16 protein-coding genes and 1 pseudogene are annotated in these 21316 nt (G+C 51.1%); 10 read left to right on the top strand and 7 right to left on the bottom strand.

The features are described from left to right. Positions 1–133 precede the first annotated feature (133 nt). Positions 134–4333 carry a hybrid sensor histidine kinase/response regulator transcription factor gene (locus NT073_RS31125; protein WP_297381939.1) on the top strand — a complete coding sequence of 1400 codons (4200 nt, stop codon included), beginning with the start codon at positions 134–136 and terminating at the stop codon, positions 4331–4333. Between the two features lie 42 nt (positions 4334–4375). Here the strand turns inward: NT073_RS31125 and NT073_RS31120 are convergent, their stop codons facing one another. Continuing rightward, a complete protein-coding gene (locus NT073_RS31120; protein ID WP_297381938.1) occupies positions 4376–6100 on the bottom strand; it encodes a DUF5597 domain-containing protein in 1725 nt (574 codons plus the stop codon). Positions 6101–6419: 319 nt separating this feature from the next. Between NT073_RS31120 and NT073_RS31115 the strand changes: the two genes are divergently transcribed. After that, entirely contained in the window at positions 6420–7346 is a 927-nt protein-coding gene (locus NT073_RS31115; RefSeq protein ID WP_297381936.1) for an AraC family transcriptional regulator, read from the top strand. A gap of 45 nt (positions 7347–7391) precedes the next feature. On the opposite strand, the gene NT073_RS31110 is transcribed toward NT073_RS31115, so the two are convergent. Together NT073_RS31110 and NT073_RS31105 are read right to left on the bottom strand one after the other, a co-directional pair. Continuing rightward, entirely contained in the window at positions 7392–8813 is a 1422-nt protein-coding gene (locus NT073_RS31110) for a hypothetical protein (protein WP_297381934.1), read from the bottom strand. A 12-nt stretch (positions 8814–8825) separates the two neighbouring features. Continuing rightward, entirely contained in the window at positions 8826–10232 is a 1407-nt protein-coding gene (locus NT073_RS31105) for a Dyp-type peroxidase (RefSeq protein ID WP_297381932.1), read from the bottom strand. A gap of 301 nt (positions 10233–10533) precedes the next feature. Between NT073_RS31105 and NT073_RS31100 the strand changes: the two genes are divergently transcribed. Beyond that, entirely contained in the window at positions 10534–12507 is a 1974-nt protein-coding gene (locus NT073_RS31100) for a sensor histidine kinase (protein WP_297381930.1), read from the top strand. Between the two features lie 19 nt (positions 12508–12526). Here NT073_RS31100 and NT073_RS31095 read toward each other — a convergent pair whose 3' ends face one another. Continuing rightward, positions 12527–12877: a hypothetical protein gene (locus NT073_RS31095; RefSeq protein WP_297381928.1), complete on the bottom strand. Its 351-nt coding sequence runs from the start codon at positions 12875–12877 to the stop codon at positions 12527–12529. 36 nt (positions 12878–12913) lie between these two features. After that, positions 12914–13555, bottom strand: coding sequence for a response regulator transcription factor (locus tag NT073_RS31090; RefSeq protein WP_297381926.1), 642 nt, complete (start codon positions 13553–13555; stop codon positions 12914–12916). A gap of 414 nt (positions 13556–13969) precedes the next feature. Here NT073_RS31090 and NT073_RS31085 point away from each other — a divergent pair, with 414 nt between their 5' ends. From NT073_RS31085 to NT073_RS31055, 7 genes and pseudogenes are all read left to right on the top strand, one after another. Beyond that, positions 13970–14281: a hypothetical protein gene (locus tag NT073_RS31085; RefSeq protein ID WP_297381925.1), complete on the top strand. Its 312-nt coding sequence runs from the start codon at positions 13970–13972 to the stop codon at positions 14279–14281. A 187-nt stretch (positions 14282–14468) separates the two neighbouring features. Beyond that, a complete protein-coding gene (locus NT073_RS31080) occupies positions 14469–15077 on the top strand; it encodes a TetR/AcrR family transcriptional regulator (protein WP_297381924.1) in 609 nt (202 codons plus the stop codon). A gap of 144 nt (positions 15078–15221) precedes the next feature. Beyond that, positions 15222–15389: a DUF2147 domain-containing protein gene (locus NT073_RS31075; RefSeq protein WP_297381922.1), complete on the top strand. Its 168-nt coding sequence runs from the start codon at positions 15222–15224 to the stop codon at positions 15387–15389. Positions 15390–15444: 55 nt separating this feature from the next. Next, positions 15445–16257: a hypothetical protein gene (locus NT073_RS31070; RefSeq protein WP_297381920.1), complete on the top strand. Its 813-nt coding sequence runs from the start codon at positions 15445–15447 to the stop codon at positions 16255–16257. Positions 16258–16365: 108 nt separating this feature from the next. Continuing rightward, positions 16366–16524: pseudogene (locus tag NT073_RS31065) on the top strand (helix-turn-helix domain-containing protein); the annotation flags it as partial. 71 nt (positions 16525–16595) lie between these two features. Beyond that, positions 16596–16829 carry a hypothetical protein gene (locus tag NT073_RS31060; protein WP_297381918.1) on the top strand — a complete coding sequence of 78 codons (234 nt, stop codon included), beginning with the start codon at positions 16596–16598 and terminating at the stop codon, positions 16827–16829. Then, positions 16816–17019 carry a hypothetical protein gene (locus NT073_RS31055; RefSeq protein WP_297381916.1) on the top strand — a complete coding sequence of 68 codons (204 nt, stop codon included), beginning with the start codon at positions 16816–16818 and terminating at the stop codon, positions 17017–17019. Before NT073_RS31060 ends, NT073_RS31055 begins: the two co-directional genes overlap by 14 nt. A gap of 31 nt (positions 17020–17050) precedes the next feature. Here the strand turns inward: NT073_RS31055 and NT073_RS31050 are convergent, their stop codons facing one another. Both NT073_RS31050 and NT073_RS31045 read right to left on the bottom strand, forming a co-directional pair. After that, entirely contained in the window at positions 17051–19618 is a 2568-nt protein-coding gene (locus NT073_RS31050) for a GH116 family glycosyl-hydrolase (protein WP_297381914.1), read from the bottom strand. 208 nt (positions 19619–19826) lie between these two features. Beyond that, on the bottom strand, positions 19827–21308 hold the full coding sequence (locus NT073_RS31045) for a RagB/SusD family nutrient uptake outer membrane protein (RefSeq protein WP_297381912.1): 1482 nt from the start codon (positions 21306–21308) through the stop codon (positions 19827–19829). Between the last annotated feature and the right edge of the window lie 8 nt (positions 21309–21316).

The following is a 21316-nucleotide window of genomic DNA, read 5'->3' as shown; positions in this document are numbered from 1 at the left end:
GCTAGTTATACTCGAAATCGGCAAAGGGGTTGGTTTTCGTCAAAAGAAGGGGGTAAATTGGTCGGTGATGATGAAGTGGGTTTTTCTCAACGTTTGTTGTTTTTGGTGCATTTTTCTGAGTTCTCCGGCCTGTTTGGCGCAACGGGAGCCGGACCAGTTTCAGTTTCAGCATATTACCGTCGATGAAGGCCTGTCGCACAGCGATGCCATGTGCGTTACGCAGGACAAAGGCGGGTTTATCTGGATCGGGACTAACAAAGGTATTAACCGGTACGACGGCTACAGCCTGAAAAAATACGAACTGCCCATCAATGATCAGGACGGCATTTCCAGTAACCGCATACGGGCACTCGAAATAGACCGGCAGGGAACACTGTGGGTAGGGGTGGAGCGGTCGGGTGTTTTCTGGTACGACCCCCGTCACGATCGATTCGTGAGTATCCGCGAACTGCCCGGTGCCGCCAATTTTGGCCCATATCTTCAGCAACTGACCCATACCAATGTACACGCCATACGGGCCGATCAACAGCATCGCATCTGGGTGGCAACGCAACATTACGGGGTTTTTGTGCTGCAAACCGACGGACAGGGAAAACTCAGTGATATTCGGCAGATCGCGATTACAAACCGCTCGAAAGCCGAGCCGCTCGTCAATAAACTGGCGGTCGACCACCGCGGCCGGGTCTGGATCGGCACCCTGGGCAAAGGACTCTGGGTCTTTGACGGAAATAGATCACTTGGGTCGAAAGCACCGTTGCGGGCGAGTCCTGTGTCCCCATTTTCGGAAACCAACATCAGAGCCCTGCACCTCGATATCCGGGGCGACTTATGGATTGGCACCGACAGTCGGATTTTCTGGCTAAGCCGCCAGGGGCTATCCAGCTCTCCCGGCATCCCGCCCCAAGCCCTGCAAAGAACGTTTGCGGCTATCGAGAACCTATTTCTGGACTCCTCGAAGCGGTTATGGATCAGTACCAATTACGGGTTGCTCCTTATGGATGCGGGGATGGCAACCGGTGTTAAACCACCCGTTGATGAGCAGGCGGTCCGAACGTTTCTACCGTTGGATACCGACCCCGCTAGCATCAACTCCGTTCGGGTGCACGACCTGCTGGAAGATCGGTTTCACAACCTTTGGCTGGCCACATCGGCCGGGGGGCTGAATCGGCTTCAACTGCGGCCAAAGCCATTTGGGCATATCCGGCGGCAAATGGTGGGGCAAACGACCCCCGCCAACAATTATATCAACACCATCTGGAAAGACGAAAAAAATAACCAGCTCTGGATGGGTACGCGCAATGGCTTTGCCAGCTACGACCTAAGCCGAAAAACCTACCGGAATTACCTCAACCGTGACCTGTCCGGTGATGTCAACGGAATCGACGTCGCTACGCTGTTTCAGGCAACCGACGGTACCCTCTGGATTGGCACCCGCTATTTTGGGTTATATACGCTGAAGAGCCCGGCGGGGGCAATGCCCAACCGGTTACCCGCGGTTATGGGTATGCCGGATCTGGGAAATACGAGCATCGAGAGCATTGTCGAAGATCGGCACGGGACCATCTGGGTAGCCACCTTCAGCGCGGGGATACATCAGTTTACCCGACAGGGGCACCACCTTAAAACATACGATACACTTCACCACGCCTTACCCACTCATCAGTTTACGACCCTGCTCTATGAGAAAGAAACCGATGTTCTATGGGCCAGTACACGAGATGCCGGTGTACTGAAAATACAGGTTTCGCCAACGGGCCTGCACCTGCTCAACCAGTTCAAACACGAACCCCACAACCCCAACAGCCTGCAAACCAATTATGCCTGGCCGCTGCTCAAGGACCGGCAGGGAACGCTCTGGATTGGCACCATTGGCGGGGGATTGCACCGGCTTACGAAGAATGCCGCCGGTAAGGAGGTAATAGACCGGTATAGTCGGTGGGTACCCGAAACGGATGTAGAAAGTCTGCTGACGGATGAGGCCGGGAATCTCTGGATTGGTGGTGCCGGACTGTACAAGTTCAACCCGGCCAGCAAACGGCTGTTTCACTACGACGTAACGGACGGGCTGCAAAGTAATTCGTTTAAAGTAGGGGCGGCTTATCGGGCGGCCGATGGGACTTTATACGTTGGTGGCACCAATGGCATCACCTATTTTCAACCCCGTACGCTGACCCCTAATCCGTATCCGCCCCTGGTGCAGGTTACGGAGCTACGCGTTCTTAACCAGCCCGTAACTATTGGCGATACGCTGAACGGGCGAGTTTTACTGGGAAAGCCCTTCACCGAACCGCAAACGATTCGGCTGGAAGCCTCAGAAAATGATTTTTCCATTGCGTTTGTCGGCCTGAACTATGCCAATCCGCAGAAACAGCAGTATATGTACCGACTGGTTGGGTATAACGACGATTGGGTACAGGCCGCGCCCGGTCAGCGGACAGCCAACTTCGCCAACCTCCCGGCGGGTGCGTATACGTTTATGGTGAAAGCCAGTAACGACGATGGGGTCTGGTCGGTTAAACCGGCCTTGTTGCAGTTTACAATTCTACCGCCCTGGTGGCGTACCTGGTGGGCGTATTTGCTGTACGCTGCCGCCGTTGTTGGGGCGTTCTGGTTCTACCAGCGCAACGAACTGGCTAAGCAGGAATTAAAAAACCGGCTGGCGCTGGAACAGTACAAAGTCGAAAAGGAAAAGGAAGTGACCGATACCAAACTGCGGTTTTTTACCAATGTGTCGCACGAACTCCGCACTCCGCTCACCCTGATTCTGGGGCCGCTGGAAGAATTGGCTTTGGCGGGGAGCGGTACCGTGCATCAGGCCAAAGACAAAGTCATGCTTATGCACCAGCAAACCCGAAAACTGCTGGACCTGGTCAACCAGCTGCTGGATTTTCGGAAGGTCGAAGCAGGCCATGTTACGCTGCGGGCCAGTCAGGGAAACATGATGGCATTCCTGACGGAGATCGTTTTGATCTTTAAACTAAAAGCCGAAGAGCTGCAACTGGACTATGCCATGGAAGCCCCGGCAACGGACATAAACATGTACTTTGACCGTGGCAAGGTCGAAATTATTCTGACCAATCTGCTATCCAATGCCTTTAAGTTTACGCCGGGAGGTGGCAAAATCAGGGTGCTCGTGTCCGTAGTCGGTTCACCAGCGGAGCCGGCCGTTTTTCACGGAAACAGGCTGCACACGAACTACCTCGTTCTGGTTGTCCGTGACTGGGGCGTGGGCATGAACCCCGATGAAGTCGATAAAATATTTGACCCGTACTATCAGGCATCGCATACCGAAACGATGCGAATGACGGGTACAGGGATTGGCCTATCGCTGGTAAAGCAGTTTATAGAAGCGCACAAGGGTGAGGTAAGCGTGCAAAGCGCCCCCGGTGCCGGTACGACGTTCACCCTGCGTTTGCCCTTTGGCAAGGACCACCTATCGCCGGAAACTATCCGTGACGATGCGCCCCAAACCGATAGGCCACTGCTCCTCACCGGCGATGCCACGGAGGTTGAACCGATGACTCCATCGGGGCTGCCGGTTCGCTCGGGCCGTATTCTACTGGTAGAAGACAACGATGAACTTCGGCAGTATGTACAGCAACTGCTGGCCCCCACGTTTGAGGTTTATTTGGCCGTTGACGGTCTGGATGGCTGGGAAAAAACACTCGGCCTTCTGCCCGATCTCGTCGTGAGCGACGTCATGATGCCCCGTAGCAACGGGCTGGAGCTATGTCGGAAAATTAAGCAGCATCCCAAGACCATGCACATTCCGGTGGTGTTGCTAACGGCCCGGGCGGCTGCGGTACATGAACTGGAAGGGCTGGAAACGGGCGCTGATGAGTACATGGCCAAGCCGTTTAACCCCCGGCTGCTGTACACCAAAATAGCCGTGATGCTACAGAGTCGCTATCGGCTGAAAGAATACTATCAGCGTCAGATTCTGCTCAAACCAACCGATATTGTCATTCCAAGCGAAGAAAAACAGCTACTGGAAAAGGCCATGTCCATTGTTGAATCCCATCTGTCCGATTCGGACTTTACGGTGCCCGTTCTGGTGCGGGAAATGGGTATGAGCCAGTCGGCTTTCTACCGGCAAATCAAAACCATGACGGGGCAGTCGGTAGTTGAATTTATCCGGGATGTACGGATGAAGCGGGCGGCTCAACTACTGTCGACAACAACGTTGCGCGTTTCGGAAATTGCCAATCAGGTGGGTTTCGATGATCTGAAGCATTTTCGCAAAACCTTCCAGAGTCTGTACACTCTTTCGCCCTCAGATTACGCCCGGCAGCACCGGCCGGAAGCAGGAACGAAACTAAACGCGATAGACTAAGCGTGTGCTTTAGGGCTGTTGCTAATGGATCATACCGCATCCTTAATACCGGAAAAACTTAATACGGACAATGGTATAGGCTCCAGTCGGATTTTTCTGAAAGCGGAGCGAGCCAGCTTTATTGTTTTTTACACCGAATGCGCCGATACCCCCGCCCCCGGTTCCTTCATCACCGTTCAGTCGGCGGCTGGGCACCCATCTGGCGTTAACGAAGGTACCTTCTTCCATGAAATCCAGATCGACACGTGGTTTTTGCGGGTTGGGGTTGGTGGGCGTGAAGGTTAGTTCATAATCGCGGCCAACGGCTATAAATTCGTCCGGCCCCGCAGCGAATACGATACCGCCGGCAAAGGGCGCTTTTTTCTCCGTTGTGGCGGCACCCGCAAACCCTCTCGGAACAACCAGGTTCGCCTTCACCGTAAAGCCATTCAGAGGAAAACTTTGCGACGCAACGGTCGAATCGACAAAAATACCGGCCATCGTGCCTTTTCCCTGATGAGACAGAATGAGTTCTTTCACCTGAGCGACGGCCGCAAAGGTTCGCGTAAACGGGTCTTCCTCGGCCGGGCTGTCGTCAATACCGAAGGGTGCCACACATAGGGCGTCATGCTGACCATACAGCCAGAAAGCCAGGTTGGCGGCTTCGGGGCCTTGTTTGATTTCCGGAATAAACAGCGGATTACCCGAGCGGTGGTATTGTTCAGCCAGGGCATACACGCCCTGTTTGGATGCGTACACGTTCGGTGTAATAAAATCAATGGCCGGAGCATTGGCCCGCCAGATGTCGAGCAGGTGAGGAACCGGTCCTCCGCTTGGGTATTTGCCGGGGGTGCTCATCAGCCCGGCGGCTTTGGGCCAGGCGTTGATGAACATGGGAATCGGATAGGCTTCTTTACCGGCGGCCGCAACTTTACCGATGAATTTGGTGTAGTGATAAGCGGTAAATAATTCTTCCGGGAAATACGATAGTCCGTTGGGTGTTTTGTCATTCAGCACACTTTTACCGAATACATCCTCCCAGCCTCCGGTCGTCTTATACCCATTGGCTTTCCAGGTACTGTCCAGACCGGGTTGCAGGTTGGCTTTATTGGCTGTCAGGTAGCTCATCAGGTCGGCCGGTACGCCTTCTTTGTAGGCGTTGGTGGCTTCGTCGCTGTAGTCACGCGGGTTATAAAACAGGCCGGGCTCGTTCTCTACCTGGGCCAGAATTACGGTCTGCTGCTTTTCGTCAATCTGCCGGATGTGCTCCATCAGGCGCTTAAACGCTTTTGCGTTGGCTTGTAGCGCATTGGCCGAAAAGACCGAAACGACCGGTATGGGTTCTCCTTCTTTGTTTTTTACCCGTGGGTATTTGGCCAGGTTCGCTTTCACCCACAGCGGTGCGTAGGTTGAATAAGTGGTTTTGAACAGGCCAAACCACAGGATACCCAGATGCAGGTTTTGTTTTCGGGCACCCAGAATCATGCTGTCTACCACAGCGAAGTCGAATTTACCTTCCTGCGGCTCGATCAGTTCCCAGTATACGGGTGCCAGCAGGGTGTTCACGTTTTTGGCCTTCATCTTTGCCCAGATAGGTCGCATGTATGCCGGCGTCGAAACGCTTGAATTATGAAGTTCGCCACCCAGAGCCAGAAAAGGCTTGTCTTTGACAATCAACTGCGTTGTATTATTCTGTCGCACCAAATGGGGCGGCTTAAATGACTGAGACCTAACCGTATTGACGGCTAACAGCAAGACCGGTAAAAACAAGTAATTCTTCATGTTCATAATCGGGGAATAGGAGTAGGGTTATTGGTTTCCAGCGTTTGGTTGTAGCCCGGTCGGGCTACGACCAAACGCTGAGATGAACTTTTCAACAGGGTCAGCGTATGGCTTTGGGGTATGTGCGTGAACAATACGCAAAATCATGTATTCGATTGTTACAGAAAAAGCTGATTTTATTGCAAAAGTAACAGTCGCCTTACCCGGCCAATGAGTCAAAACAAATCAGGTAATTGTCAAAAACAATCAAGTCGGGTTGGTAACGAAGTTTTTTCGTGTTAAACTCACTGGCTAAGCTGCCCACGATTCATCGAGACCTCCCTGTATGCCTGCCAAGACAGCACCCGTTCCGATTCTTACACCCAGTGCATTGAAGGAAGTTGCGTTTAAGCAGCCCAACTGGCCAACGCTCCATTTAAAATCACTTCATTACTTCCACATCAATTCGCTTGAGGATGTCAAAGATGCTTTGAACTTTCCCACCCAGCCGCATCGTAAAACCGTGACCGACTTTATGCTGGTTACCCAGGGTCAGCTGATTCGGCGGATTGGGCTAACCCGGCATATCATTCCCCGAAACCACATTGTCTTTATCCCGGCTCATCAGATCTATAATGAGGAGTGGATGAGCGACGATATAAAGGGGTATTACTGCCATTTTGAGCCTGACTTCCTGAGCTACTCCTGGCTAAAACCGGACATCGGGAAGGAGTTTCCAATTCTCCATATTGGGCAGGAGACTATCCTGGCCCTGAGCGAAGAGGTACTTGCTGCAATCTTATCGCTTTTGGAGCGGCTGGAGGCTCTGGTTGACAAAAAAAGCGCCGATTTGCCACTGCTGGTTCGGCTGTATCTGGTAACCCTGTTGACGGAATTGAAACAGGGCGGTGTGCAGGCCGTATCGCAGGATACGAAACAACGGAATGCCGCCTTCCGGATTACCCAGTTGTACAAAGAGGCTTTGACGAAGTCTATTTACGAAATATACACCGTTTCGGCCTACGCAGCGCTGTTGAACATCAGCCCGAATCATCTGAACAAATCGGCGAAGATGGCCACCGGCCTCTCCGCTCACGACCTGCTCGAAGAGATGCTTTTGCTGGAAGCCCGGGTATTATTAACACAAACCGAGTTAAGTATCAGCGAAATCGCCTACCTGATCAAAAAGCAGGACCCGGCTAATTTCACACGCTTCATCCGAAAAAAGACCGGCCTGACTCCCAAACAATATCGGTTGAGTCAGGCCGGTTAATGTGGCGTTTTCGGGCAGTCGTGATTCGGCGATAAGCCGCCTTGCTCACTCAAATTTCACTACATTTCGTTTGGAGATAGCCAGGGAAACAGATACAAAAAAAGAAGGTCTTAACACGCGTTCGGTGACGTTCTCAATTTTTAGGTCTTTATATAACTTATTAATACGGTATTCCCCCTCTTTCAGGCGATTCACATGTGAATAGCTCAAGCCTGCCGAAATGATAGCTTTCTGCGACCGCCCCACTATGGCGGAGCCACCAAACAAAAAGCCCAGATTAATGTCCGTCAGTTCCTTAAAATCAGCGTTGATACCAAACATCCCGCCAAAGGCTGTGGACTTACAGGTTCGCTTGTATACGTGCATCATAGATGCGATACCCGGTGTGACTGTTTTGAAGAACGTATCCTTCTCCCGCTGCCTCAATGTATCACCAGCCAGATAGAATTTGTCGTCAGAAATAAATTTCATGACAGGTCCTACGCTGTAATCTATTTTTAGTCCTCCTTTTACCCGAATTGTTTTCTTGAATGGGGTTTTGCCACTAAGATCCTCGTTAAGCCCCCCAACCTGTACCTGAAACTCCAACTCATCTACATCATCCTGGGCAAAAATTCGATCCGTCGATGTAAAAGCGTAGTTGGCTGAGTCCAATGCTTTCAGAAAAAAGTCAGTACTGTTCTGTAGCGCGTCTTCATACTGTTTTTCGAGCGCTTCATAATTTTTCCGAACCTGCTCCTGGGCGTCCTTGATGCGGGCAGCGTGGTCTTTGTCTCCTGCATCAATGGCAGCATTGAAAGCCTGTGTATACTGTTTGTTAGCCTTTTCATAAGCATCCTCAAACGCATCAAATTGTATTTTAAGGGTGTCAATTGTCGAAGCCGTTATCTTTCGGTCTTTTAATGCCCGCTCCATCTTGCTCTCGGTAGAATGAGTGCCATCGGTCATAGTTGCAGCCAGCATTTTCTGAACCTTTAATATGTTTTTGGCCTCATTGGCCTTCGCGTAATAATCGTTACAGGCAACAACCAGCGAATCCAACTGCTCTACTTCCTGCGTAATGGATGCCTTCCTGGCGTTTGACGCGGTGGTCTGCTTTTCTTTAGCGTCTGATGCCACAGCCAGCTTTTCATTGGCGTCTTTTTTGACATCAACCATTTTTGCTATCTCTTTCTGGGTATCATCCAGTTTCTTAGTGGCCTCTGTCTGTGCATCATCCGTCTTGATTCTAAATAAAGTAGCGATCTCGGTAGGCCTGTCGGTCGAGAAGCTGATCATCCTGCCGTTTATCAGTACCTTTTTGGCAAAGGTGTTAAGGTTGACAATCCGGTAGCCGATGGTAGCCCCCTGATTTACACAACTAATAGTAGGAGGTAAATATGTACTCGATTGCCAATCATACGTAATCATCTGGGCATAGAGACCCTGGCCCACCCCAAGGAGCAGGAAGGTAATTAAATATCTCATGGATGTGGATAGTTAGAGTGTGTCGATACGTTTCAGAAAACTCATGCTGGGCGCAAAGAAGTACTCCCCCCCTTTCAGGTGTACAAACTCATCAAATGAAGCGGATTTTAATGTGTTCGGGTCATCCCAGATTTTGGCAAAATCGCCCACGCTGTCCCCCGTCCCTTGTCCGATAACGGGGTCCTTACCCTGTGCAGTGCTATTGGCTCCTGTCTGAACAAACTCAAACTGGTCTTTAATGCTGGCCTGATAACTCATGAAGAGTAGTCCAACTTTACCCGTGGGCTTATTATAAATATTCCCGTCATTGGGGCCATCGGTTCGTCTCCCGAAAGGAATACCCCGCCGGGCCATAACCCGGTTGTTGGCTACCTGAACACCTTCTTCGACGGGTCCGACACGGGGGTTCGTTTTACGAATATGGCCGTGGAACGGGCACCGGCTGTTAACTGCCGAATCATAGGTAAAGTCGTTGAGTAGGGCACTATTGATCAGTCCCGGGTTTGGATTGAGTTCGATAGGGCTCCCATCTTCAAATCGACCTACCAGCATGGCCCCGGCCCGCTCCTTATCGTCTTCTTCCTTAAATGCCAGTTTACCTGCCAGATTGGCTTCTGCCTGCTTGAATCCTTTCACATTCTGTTCCAGTTTCCGAAACACGAAGTAGCTTCCCAATGCACTGGTGTCGTTGGGCAGAAAGGGGTCCTGCACTAACACCAACTTTTTGTCGGCACGAGGGTCGTACTTAATTTGGGCTTCATCTTTTACGTTATTATTTTGTTTATAGGTTTCCCATTCATCCAGAAAGAACAGGGGTTGCGATATGCCGTCTACATAGCCGAAGTGTTCGATGCCAGCACCTTCTTCGTTTTTTAGTGCATTTCCCCACGAAATGGTAGTAACATCGGCAAAAGATTGAATAGCTCGATTGATCTGATCTACGATGGCAGTCAGCCTATCTTCATTCGTATAAGCCAGCAGGAGCATAAAGTGGTTTTCTTTCCGAAATCCGGATTCCCATTCGTCTAATGTTGGGTCATTCAGCTCTTTAATGACATCCTTATGTTTCATGCCTTTTCTGAAAGACGGGTCTTTGAAGAGCTTGACCTTCTGGTCATTGAACAGATAACAATAGCCTGCCGCGCTGATATGAATGCAGGCAAAAAGGCCGGTGTCTATTGCCGGATTATCCTTGTGAAGCAGGTTGCTTCGTAGTTGTGCATAGCCTGACTGAATAAGTGCATCTTCCCCTTCTACCAGACTATGCAGCCAGGTTTTGGCTTCATCTACATGGTTTGGGCGGCAGTGAATGAAGATATTGGCCGTATAAGGGCGGCCATGCGATTTCAGAATGTTGCCCTGAATGCCGTCGAGCAATGAGCGATTGGATACAGATTGGGGGTCTAGTAAAACAGTCATGGTTAGCTAAGTGAAGGTAAATTCGAAAAGGATAATGGGTAACGTTTATGGGTGATGGTTCTGCGGATGGGATGGGTGTAGATAGAGTCGGAAAGCCGATGATGTTTTTTGTGTATTTACCTGAGTTTCGTGCAAGACTGATTGAATAGCTCAAAGGTCGGCATATACTACGGGCTTGTAAATCACTGAGAATGATGATTTTGTATCCTATAATTCAAGGATGTTGATCCCTTGATCTATAAAGTAGTTCCTGATTGGGATATTCGTACAGACCGTGTAAGTTTGTTCAAAACACACCTCTATGAAGAAGCTGCTACTTTTTTTGTGCTTACTGGCGCAAGCAGGGGTTGCTCAGACACCCAGGCTCGATAGCCTTAAACAGGTGTTGGCCAGGCTACAGAAATTACCCGGAGGCTACACAAACGATACCATCACCTACAATACCCTAAAAGCCATCATGACCGGCTATGTGGACGTGGACATTGATTCGTCATTCCAGTACAACACCCGCATGATCAGGCTTTGCCAGAAGGCGAATCTTCAGAAAGAACTTATCTACGCTTACCAGTACGCCGGTTATATTTATCAGTTACGGGGCGACTACGACCAAACCATTCGTTTTCACTACAAAGCCTTACCGCTGGCCGAAAAGCTGAAGCAGCACACCCGTATGGCAAGATCATTGGGCGCGTTGGCCCACGCCTACATGAGCCTTGAGCAATACGAAAAGGCAATAAAACTTTGTCGGCAGGGGCTGAATGTACTTCGGCAGCATCCCGACACCACCATACAACTGTCGATCCTGAACACCTTTGGGGCTATTTACCGGGGGCAGGGGAGGTTTGCCGAGGCATTGAAGGCGAATCAAACGATGTATGAATTGGCTCACAAGAAACATATCCGCTGGTTCGAAGCGCAGGGACTACATACAATTGGGTGGGACTACATGGAACTGGGCGACACCATAAAACCACTGGGCTATTTTACAAAAGCGCTGGTTCTAGCGCGGGAAATGGGGAGTGCAGATCTGGAAAAAAGCATCTTGATTCACATTGGCGATGTCTTCGCTAGTCAAAAAAGATGGACCCGGGCATTGACCTATTACAATATGGCTAAGCAAACGGCTATCCGGCTGAAAAATAGTAGTATCGTTGCCGAGGCCAATGAGAAGCTGTATAACACATTCAAACAGATGCACGAACCGGTAAAGGCGTTAAAAGCTTATGAGGAGTTCGTTTTCCTGAAAGACAGTCTGGCCAAAGAAACCAACGAACAGCGAATCGAGACGTTGCAGGCCTTGTACGAGAATGAGCAGAAAAAGAATCTGCTGCAGAAACAGGCGGCCCAGCAGAAGTTGCAGAAACTACAGATGGACCAGTACGCCCAGATTCAGAATGGGTTGTTTCTCGGGATTGTAGCCATCCTGCTTGGGGCCATGCTTCTCTTTCGCAACAACAGACAACTACAGGCGAAGAACCAGAAAATCGATCAGCAGCGAACGCTCCTCGAAACCGCCCGCGAGCAACTGGCCGACATTAACAAAACGCTGGAAATACGTGTAGCAGAGCGCACCGAAGAACTGCTATCGGCAAACCATGAGCTGGTGCGGAAAAACGAAGAGATAAAATCGGCGCTCTTTAAGGGGCAGACTATTGAACGCAAACGGGTGGCACTCGAACTGCACGATAACCTGAGCAGTTTGCTGAGTGCGGTAAATATGAGCATCCAGGCCATTAATCCGCAAAACTTATCCAACGCCGAGCAGTCGGTCTATCGAAACGTCAAACAGCTCATCCAGAACGCTTATTCGGAAGTGCGGAACATCTCGCACAACATTCTGCCGGCCGGGCTTGAGCATGAAGGACTGGTTGCTACACTGACGACGCTGGTTGGGCAATTGAATCAAAATTCACCGCTCCAGTTTTCGCTCCTGATAAACGGGCTAACGGCGCGGCTTCCGGTAGAAATTGAGTTCAATGTGTACAGTATTGTTTTTGAATTGATTAACAACGCTATCCGCCATGCCAACGCTACCCAGGTTATAATCAGTCTGATCAGAACAGATCAGGGCATCGATATATCGGTAGCGGACGATGGCATTGGTATGGGGCAATTTTCAACCAAACGCGGGGTGGGTCTGCAAAATATTCAGACCCGGCTGGATTCGCTGGGCGGCACGTTCGATACCGAGCTACCTGTTGAAAAAGGAACCTGCATCTGCATAAAAATTCCCATTGAAATGGTCAGTTTCAATGGGAATGCTGCGCTGGGATGAGATTTGTTGAGGCAGTTTGTTAGCCTATAACGGTATTATCGCATCCTGGTGGATCAGTCGAGGTCATGCATTTCGTGAATTTCGAGAGTCTTGTATCCGTTGGATCACTGATCATGGCAAGCTCCACGAATGGGAAATCGCTTTGGGTTATGGTTGTATTGTGTTTTGCCATCATCTGTGGACTGAATTCTGTAACCATATGCATATTCACGAAGCTTATCTGGCTACCCAATTGTATAGGATCGTTAATAGGAGTACGGTTTTTGTCCAGAAGGTATAACAGAATCTTTCCGTCCGTAGTAGCGTGAATCGTAGCTGGGCCAACCAGGTGAATGTAGCTGCCGTCTGATGTGTCGGTGCGGGCTTCCATAATGTAAGTGGGTTAGAGGTGAAAGGGTTTATTCAGTTAAACAAGGTTGAATTTGATGGCATACTTTACTAGCCCGATAGTCGTCTGAACACCCAGTTTCTGCATCAGGTGTTTGCGGTGAGTTTCTACGGTGGTAGGGCTGATGAATAGTTTCTCCGCAATCTGCGTTCCCGAATACTCCTGCGCAATCAGTTTCAGCACGTCCAGTTCGCGTTTGGAAATGGTTATCTTCTGAGGTTTATCCAGGTCGGGAGTTACTTCAATACCGGCTTCATTGGCCAGCTGCAGCATTACCTGTTCACTGTAAAATTTATTGCCTTTGCTGATGGTACGCAGAGCCGTTTCCAGTTCAGATCGCTCGGCGCTTTTCAGGACGTAGCCATCGGCCCCCGCACGAATGGCCTCTTTAATGGCTTCGGGCTGGTCGGCTACCGTGAGCAGGCATATTTTCACCTGCGGAAAACGCTGGCGTAGCTGGATGGTTAGTTCAATACCGCCCATTACAGGCATCTGTACATCCGAAACGACCAGCGTTATATCAGACTCAATTTCCAGGGCCGTCAACACCTGCTGGCCATTAGTATGTTTCGACACGACCTCAACCCCATCGATACTCGCGAGGAGCATGGCAAGGCTGTCTAGCAGGATTCGGTGGTCTTCAGCGACGAGAATGCGCATAAACTAAAGAGATATCGACTCAAATCAATAGTAAGCTGATGAATTAATAATTAAAGTGCAAATGGCTGTAAATCAGCCATGGGTTCTAAGTTGTCGAACAGCACTATCTCCTCTTGGCATACTGGTAAAACAAGATCAGCCCACCCGGCGAAACGAGTTACCCATACCGTTTTGCCGGGTGAGCTAAAAGAGATTTGGTGTGGCTAGAAACGTGCCCTAAAGGTCCGTATTCCGGCATCGGAGAACCATCCTTGATTCTCGTGATTTTGTATCCCCTAATTTAAGGATATTGTAAAGCTCGCCGGTCCGGCCTGTCATTGGCCTCCTCCAGACTACAATCCAGCTATACCGTCTTACCGTTATTTGAGTAGATCTTATAGGAGGTTCGTGACCGGATTATTGTAATTTGCTGCCATGAGAAACTTCACAAATTGCCTGGTTTTGTTGCTGGTACTTCCGGCTATGCTCAGTTGCGGTAGTGGCCCGCTGGAAAAAAAGTACCGTAGTCAAACCATGTGGTACGACATACGGGTCGGGTCGAATGCAAAAAATGATTCCATCAACCATGCGCTGTGCCGACTGGCCGTAGATGATAACACCAGCCGTAAGGTGAAAAGTGAGGATTTCACTTACCAGGAATTGATCGATCAGGGATACGACCTGTTAGCTAAAACGCATACGGAGGGTTATGTCGACAGTTTGCGCGAAGCGCACAGCAAGCCGTAGAGGAACTTTGTCCGGCTGACGTGAGCCTGTTCACCGGTTCACGAGTTGAGTCTTAGCGGTAGCCAACTGTGTGAATAACCTCACTGACGTACCTATTCAGTAAAGGGTCAATAGAGGAAAAGAAAAAAAGGTAAAAAAAATGAACATTGTTCATTTTTAATTTATCTTTGGCGCAACGAGTAGCAATATGGGTGTCAGTGAACGGAAAGCAAGGGAGAAAGAAGAATTATGGAACCTAATTCTGGAAGGGGCCATGAAGCTCTTTGCCGAAAAGGGCGTAGCTAACGTGACGATCCGGAACATTGCCGATGCCGTGGAGTATAGCGTCGGGACGGTGTATGTCTATTTCAAAGACAAAAACGCTATTCTGCACGCCCTCCACACCAAGGGATTTCTGGAACTGCGCGACCGGTTTCTGGTCTTGCTGAACGTGGAAAACCCGATGGAACGGCTAAAGGCTGCGGGCAAAGTGTATATTCAATTTGCTCAGGAGCAGCCAGATATGTACGATCTGATGTTCAATACACAGGCCCCGATGGATTTCGTAAAAGAAGGCGATGGCGATGTGTGGAACGAAGGGAAAGCAACCTTTGGCTTCCTGCGCACCATGATTCAGGACTGTCAGGCGGTAGGGCATTTTGAAGGGCATGATCCGGAAGCCCTGTCTTTTCTGATCTGGAGTATCGTGCATGGAATGTGTAGCCTGAGAATCTCGTGCCGTACCGACGTGGTTAATCTCGCTCAGCCCACCACGCAGGGTTACGCCGAGTTTTTACGGATGCTTGATAAATTTTAAAAAAATTTCCTCGTCAATGAACATTGTTCAATTTTAAATCCATGATCAGCCAGGAGGTAGAAACGCATATCTTTTTCCGCATCGTCATGCCGGTAATGTATGAATTTATCTTACCACTACTGAATCGAGCCGTGTGTCGCACGGGTGGGTGGTGGCAGCGACACCTGGCAGAACGGCACCATCTACGCCCCCCGCGAAGGCAAAATGTATTCCTGCAAAATGACCCTGAAAGACTCGGCCCACCTGAACATTCGTGGGTACGTCGGTGTATCGCTCTTTGGCCAAACCGAGGTCTGGACGAAAGAAAATTAACCTTTAACAGCCGTATTTTCATGACTCAATACCAGCGTACCTCCCTCTAACGCCTATGAAACCATTCTTACAACAACTGAATCAGGTAAATCCGCCCCTGTATGCGTTTGGGTGGGTTTGCCTGCTGGGGGCAGGGCTGTGCCTGGTGCTAACCCAACTGACCCATACGCAGGTAATGGGCGTGAATGCGTGGTACAAGCCGATGAAATTTTGCCTGTCGACAACGTTGCTGGTATGGACTATGGGTTGGTACGGGCAATACCTGGGTCGGTCGGAGGCCATGGTGGCCTATTCATGGGGGATGATCGGGCTGCTGGGTTTCGAAATTATTTACATTGTGTTACAGGCCGGCCGGGGGCAGTTGTCGCACTTCAATGTGAGCACCCCGCTATACGCCGGGCTGTATAGCCTGATGGCTATAGCCGCCACGGGCGCGTCGCTCTGGACGGGCTACATCGGCCTCCTCCTATTCCGGGCCGACCTCTCGGCCCTACCCCGTGCGTACGTCTGGGGCATCTACTGGGGAATTGGTCTCTTCGTACTGTTTTCAATGCAAGGCTTCGCGATGGGCGGTCGGCTGACGCACACCATTGGCGGGCCTGATGGTAGCCCCGGTCTGCCCATCGTGAACTGGAGCCGACGCTACGGCGACCTGCGTATTGCTCACTTTTTGGGGATGCACGCCTTGCAGGTGCTGCCCTTGCTGGGCTTTTACGTGATCAGGAGCAGTCGGTGGCTTGTGGTGATGAGTCTGTGCTACGCCCTGCTTACCGCAGCCGTGTTTTGGCAGGCTCTTCGGGGGAAACCGCTGCTGCCCCGCGTCAACTCATCGGATCAGTCACCCCCTAACCGCCTGACATCCGGGTAGTCAGTTTGGAGGGTTGTATAAATCCTCCTGAACAACGGGCTTCCATCGGGTAGTAAATCAGTTAAAGCCCTACTGTGTTCTTTTCCGACGGATAATCATCTCTTGGTGCTGACGATCACCCACGAAGAAATAGCGCGGAACCTGGCTACTTCCTGCGAGGTGATTTACCGACTGCTCAAGCAGTTGGAAAGGGAAGGTCAACTATTGCTAAAGCGCAATAAGATTGAGTTGTTGTCTGGTAGTGAGATGCGTGACATTTATCACTGACCGGAAACATAAGTCGAACTATATTTACGAATTGCCGGACAGTGTCGTCCAGTTCAAAACAGAATTACGCTATGAAAGCAATCTTGGCTCCTTGGGGCTTTATGCGCATCCTGCGTCTGGTTATGGGCGTTGTGATCATGTACCAATCCTTCGCAAACCAGCAGCCGTGGATCGGGGTGTTAGGTGGGTTTTTTGTGATCCAGGTATTGATGAATACGGGTTGTAACGCAGCTGGCTGTAACCCCACCATCACTCGTCGTAATCCATTGGATAAAGCAAAAGAAGTCGTTTATGAAGATGTTTAGTGCCCATAAATGGGTTATCGTAGGTACGATTTTGGGCGGTTTGGCCGGGCTTGTGTATTGGAAGGAAATTGGTTGTGTTACGGGCACTTGTCCAATCAAGTCAAACTGGCAGGCTATGCTTCCCTACGGCATGGTCATGGGCTATCTGGTCTCCGATTTCGCGGCTTCTTTCCTGAAACGGAATACGTAGTGCCGACCGTCGGCACTACAACGTCAGCTCATTACTTCTCCATACTCAGCGTACCAGCGAAACTTTCGCCCTCCTTCAAGCTTCTGGCAACTAGTCGTTTGTTGCCAATTTCCAGGTTTTTAAGTAGTAACTGACCCTGCAGAACCGTTAGCTTGACCTGTAGCTTATCGGCTTGTTTTGTCTTGGTACACGTTCCCCATGCGTAGCCGTTCGACCAAAAGTAAGTACCCTCCTGACCGTTGAACTGCATAATCTGGCTTACGCCCGAGTAATGGAAACCACTCAGGGCCAGAGTAGTGGCCCAGCTAACCATGGCGCGGGCATAATGGTGGCCACACTCCGCTTCGTCGAACGGGTTGCGTTTGCTGCCGTCGAACCGATTGCGGATGTTGCGGATGCAGAGCAGACCCGGCTCGGTCTGGTTTTCGTACAACATACCGATGGCTGCTGTGTACTCGAAGCCGGTCATCACTTCCGAGAAATAGGGAAACGGTACTTTAGGGCGTCCTTTGGGCCAGCTTGCCATCAGCAGCGACGCTTCATCGCCCAGCGCATACGACCGCATATTGTTGAAATGGTCGGTCATGGAGGCCCGGTAGTTGTACTTCAGAATAGATTTCAGCGTCGTTTTCACGTGATCCGGGTTCACCAGGTAACCCAGTCCGCAAACGTGCGCCATGAACTGCCCCACCAATTGATCGACTAGGCAACCTTTGGCCAGCTGGTAGGCCGGGTCGTTCTGTTCTACCTTGTTAAAACCCGAAAAGGTGCCTTTGGCAATCAGGTGGCCCGCCGGGGAGATGACCTGCTGCTCGTAATAGTCTCCATTGAACAGGTTGGCGTCTGTCCAGGTGCTGCCTTTCTGGAAAATCTGGTCGCAGGTTTGGGCAAACGAACGGTCATTCATGGCCGTCGCCATTGCCGAAGCGGCTTTCAGCGCGCCCAGGTACCAGAGCTGCATCTGCGGATTAGGACCAAAATACTCCACGTCCATGGTGTTGTGCTGCGCGCCTTCCATCACGCCATCGCGGTCGGCATCCCAGCCACCCGGTATCCAGGCAAACGCCAGCGCCTGTTTGACCTGCGGCCAGTTCTTACGCAGGAAATCGGTATCGCCGGAAAGCTGCCAGTCGCGGTAAAACTTCATGATCGTACCCATTTGCCCATCGGCGGCTGCTACGCCACCACCAAAGCCTTTTTGCAGCGGTAAGCCCACCCGGAAACTCATGAGCCCGGTGTTGTCCATAGCGTAGTTGAACTCAACATCCCGCATGGTTTTTGCCAGATTGCCGAACAGAAACGGGGTTGCCTGTTCGTAATTCCAGACGTGGGTACACGACCCCTGGCAGGAACCCACATCGTCCATAACACCCTCCCAGCCAAACAGGCGGCCATCTTCCGTTCGGAAAACCGTTTGTGAGCGCAAGGTACTGGTGTTGAATAAAGCCGCTTCTTTCACCTCGTCGGGGTAGCTGCTCTGAACCAGCGCGTTGACAAATTGCATTGTTTTCTGTTCCAGCTTCGGTAAAAGCGGGACGGTTTTGTCGGCCACGGCCCAGGCGTCTTTGTACTGCGTGGTATAATAGTTGCCTACACGGTCCTTCGACCAGCCGAAGCGGTTGGGGAAGTGCCAGGTCAGGAAAAAAGTGAACGCCTGGGTCTGGTTTGGCCCGATCTTCTTCTGCACCGCCAGCGAAGCCATCGGGTCTTCGTCGGCCGGGGTTTTCTTTTCGGTTAGTTTTCCATCGTCGCTGAAATCATCCCAGAAATCGAGTAGGGCGTTTTCCCAGGCATTTGTTACGGACGACGTACGGTAACTTACGCCTTCCGATTCGGCGGTGGTGAGGGCAACGGTACCCCAGGCCGGATCGGCTTTATCGACCCCATCGGAATACATATAGATGCCGGTAAGACCGTTCTCCTGCCGAAACTGATTGCGGTTCTGTTTCGCTCCCTGCGGCTCCAGTTCCCCTTTCCAGGATTTATGATTTTTGCTGCCGTCGCGCCCGATAAAATTATGCATCGACCCACAAATGGAAACCGTTAGGGGTTCGTTGCCGGTGTTGGTCACTTCGTACGTCAGGACGGCAATGGGTAATCCACTGGCGTCGGCATCGGCGGGGATGAGTGGGTTGAAGCCCTTTATTCGTACAGAAACTGGCATGGCGGCATCACTCAGGCTAACCTGCCCGAAGGGATACGCCGTTTCGAAACTGGCGTTGGCAAAGCGGGGAAGGCCATGATGATCGACAGGCCGACCTTCCATGTGCTGGTATTCGTGCGATTCAAGCGGGCCGAGCAGGGCTTTTGTCTTTTTGACTTCCAGTACATGAATGGCGAAGAAGGGGGCCGTATTACCCGTCAGTACGGTACTATATCCTTTGGCCGGGCGGTTCATGATCTCCCAATCCTGCAACTGCCCACGTCCGCCGAGGGAGACGGTTCCCGTACCAATGCCACCCAGCGGCAGGGCAATGCGGGTAAGGTGTTGCTGATCGTAGCGTTTTAATACCGGCCAGGGCTGAGGATGCCACAGCGATGACTGAGCCTGTGCTGTACAGGCTGCAAGGATCAGGAGCAGAACTATTACTTTTTTCATGATCTCTAAAACAGTAGGCAGGAGTGAAAACTAAAGAGCAGGGGGCGGTTGTCGGGAAGTTATTCCTAAAAGCGTCTGCGAGTCAGTTTCTTACCATCGATGAGTTGGCACGTCCGTCTGGACTAGGATAGTCCTGAAACAGAAAATCGGCACCGAACTGCTTCGGTGCCGATTTGATAGCGTGGTCCGGCTGATGCCAAACGAGCACTTACAGCGGATTTTGAACGATGGCTTTGTTTGCGTTGATTTCCCGACGGGGAATCAGAAACTCCCATTGAACATCGCCGGCAGGTACGTCGAAGAGGACAACCACTGCCGAACTGGTGTTGGTTGTACCGTTCCGGTTGAGAGCCATGTTCATGCGCTTCAGATCCGTGAACCGGAAGCCTTCGCCCCACAGTTCGATACGACGCTGGAACAGGATTTCGTTGAGCAACGTGCTACCCGTACTGGTCGATAACTTGTACGAAGGATCACGTTTGCTAACCAGATCGAACAGCACGCTGGCGGCTGCCGTAGCATTTCCCAACTGCGCCTGCGCTTCGGCTTCGATCAAGTGCATTTCGGCCACCCGCATGTACGGAATATCGCCCATGGCGCTGGTAGAGGGTGTACCCGGTAGTCGGAATTTCTGGTTCATGTAAGGAACCCGTACACCACCCGTTGGCACAATTGAGTTAGCCGCCGTTGGCGTTTTTACCCACATTTTCGACCGCACGTCCGTAGCCGGAATTTGGTCGTATAACAGGCTGTTGATGGCCTTTGGCGTTACCCGGATATTGGTGGAATTGTAGTTGCTGGACATGTAGGAATGAAACGCGCCGAAAAACTCCGACTGATCTTCGACGTGATCGAATCCCCACATCCACTCGGGATTACCTATGTCCGAGAAACCTTCCTGATACTGGGCAATACTCATCAGCGAAAAACCTTTGCGGGCTTCGGCGGCAAATTTTGCGGCATCGGCCCAGTTCTGCTGGGTCAGGGCTACCCGCGCCTGCAAGCCTTTGATCACCTCCAGGTTGATATGCGACTTGAAAGAACGAGCCGATGTGAGCAGGGTGGCGGCATCGGTCAGATCTTTATTGATCTGCGTATACACTTCCTCAACGGTGGCCCGGGGCAGCCCTTCGGTGGTGGGCGTCAACACCAGCGGTACGCCCAACTGGCTATTGGGTTTGGCCGCAGCATCGTACCGCTTTCCATAAAGTTGTACCAGATTAAAATACGAGAACGCCCGTAACGCCAGCGCTTCTCCTTTAACCTGATTGCGCTCCGACTGAGCGCCTGCGGCATTGTCGATACTAGCAATACCAATGTTGGCATTGCCGATTACCCGGTAATACAGCTCGTAAGGTAGCTGATCGCCCACTGATGTTTCCGAGCGGTGAGCCTGCCAGCGCTGTTCGGGCAAGTGCCAGGTATTTGACGTATTGCTCAGAAGCAGATCTTCACCTAGGGCGTCGATGATGATCATCATGGCCGGATGACCAAAGTGCCCCTGCGAGCTCAGGTACCGGACAACCATAGCCCTGTAAATACCATTGATGGCACTGGCGGCATTTTTTGTGGTGGAATAGGCCGCCCCGGCATCGATACTGGCGGTGGGTGCCGTTTCCAGATATTCTTTTTCGCAGGCTGTTGTCAGCAGGCCTAGCGCTAGTACTATAGTTAGATATCTTGCTTTCATGAATTGTC

It is taken from the genome of Spirosoma sp., assembly GCF_026391055.1.
GTDB lineage: Bacteria > Bacteroidota > Bacteroidia > Cytophagales > Spirosomataceae > Spirosoma.
This window is presented reverse-complemented; position numbering and strand designations above follow the sequence as displayed.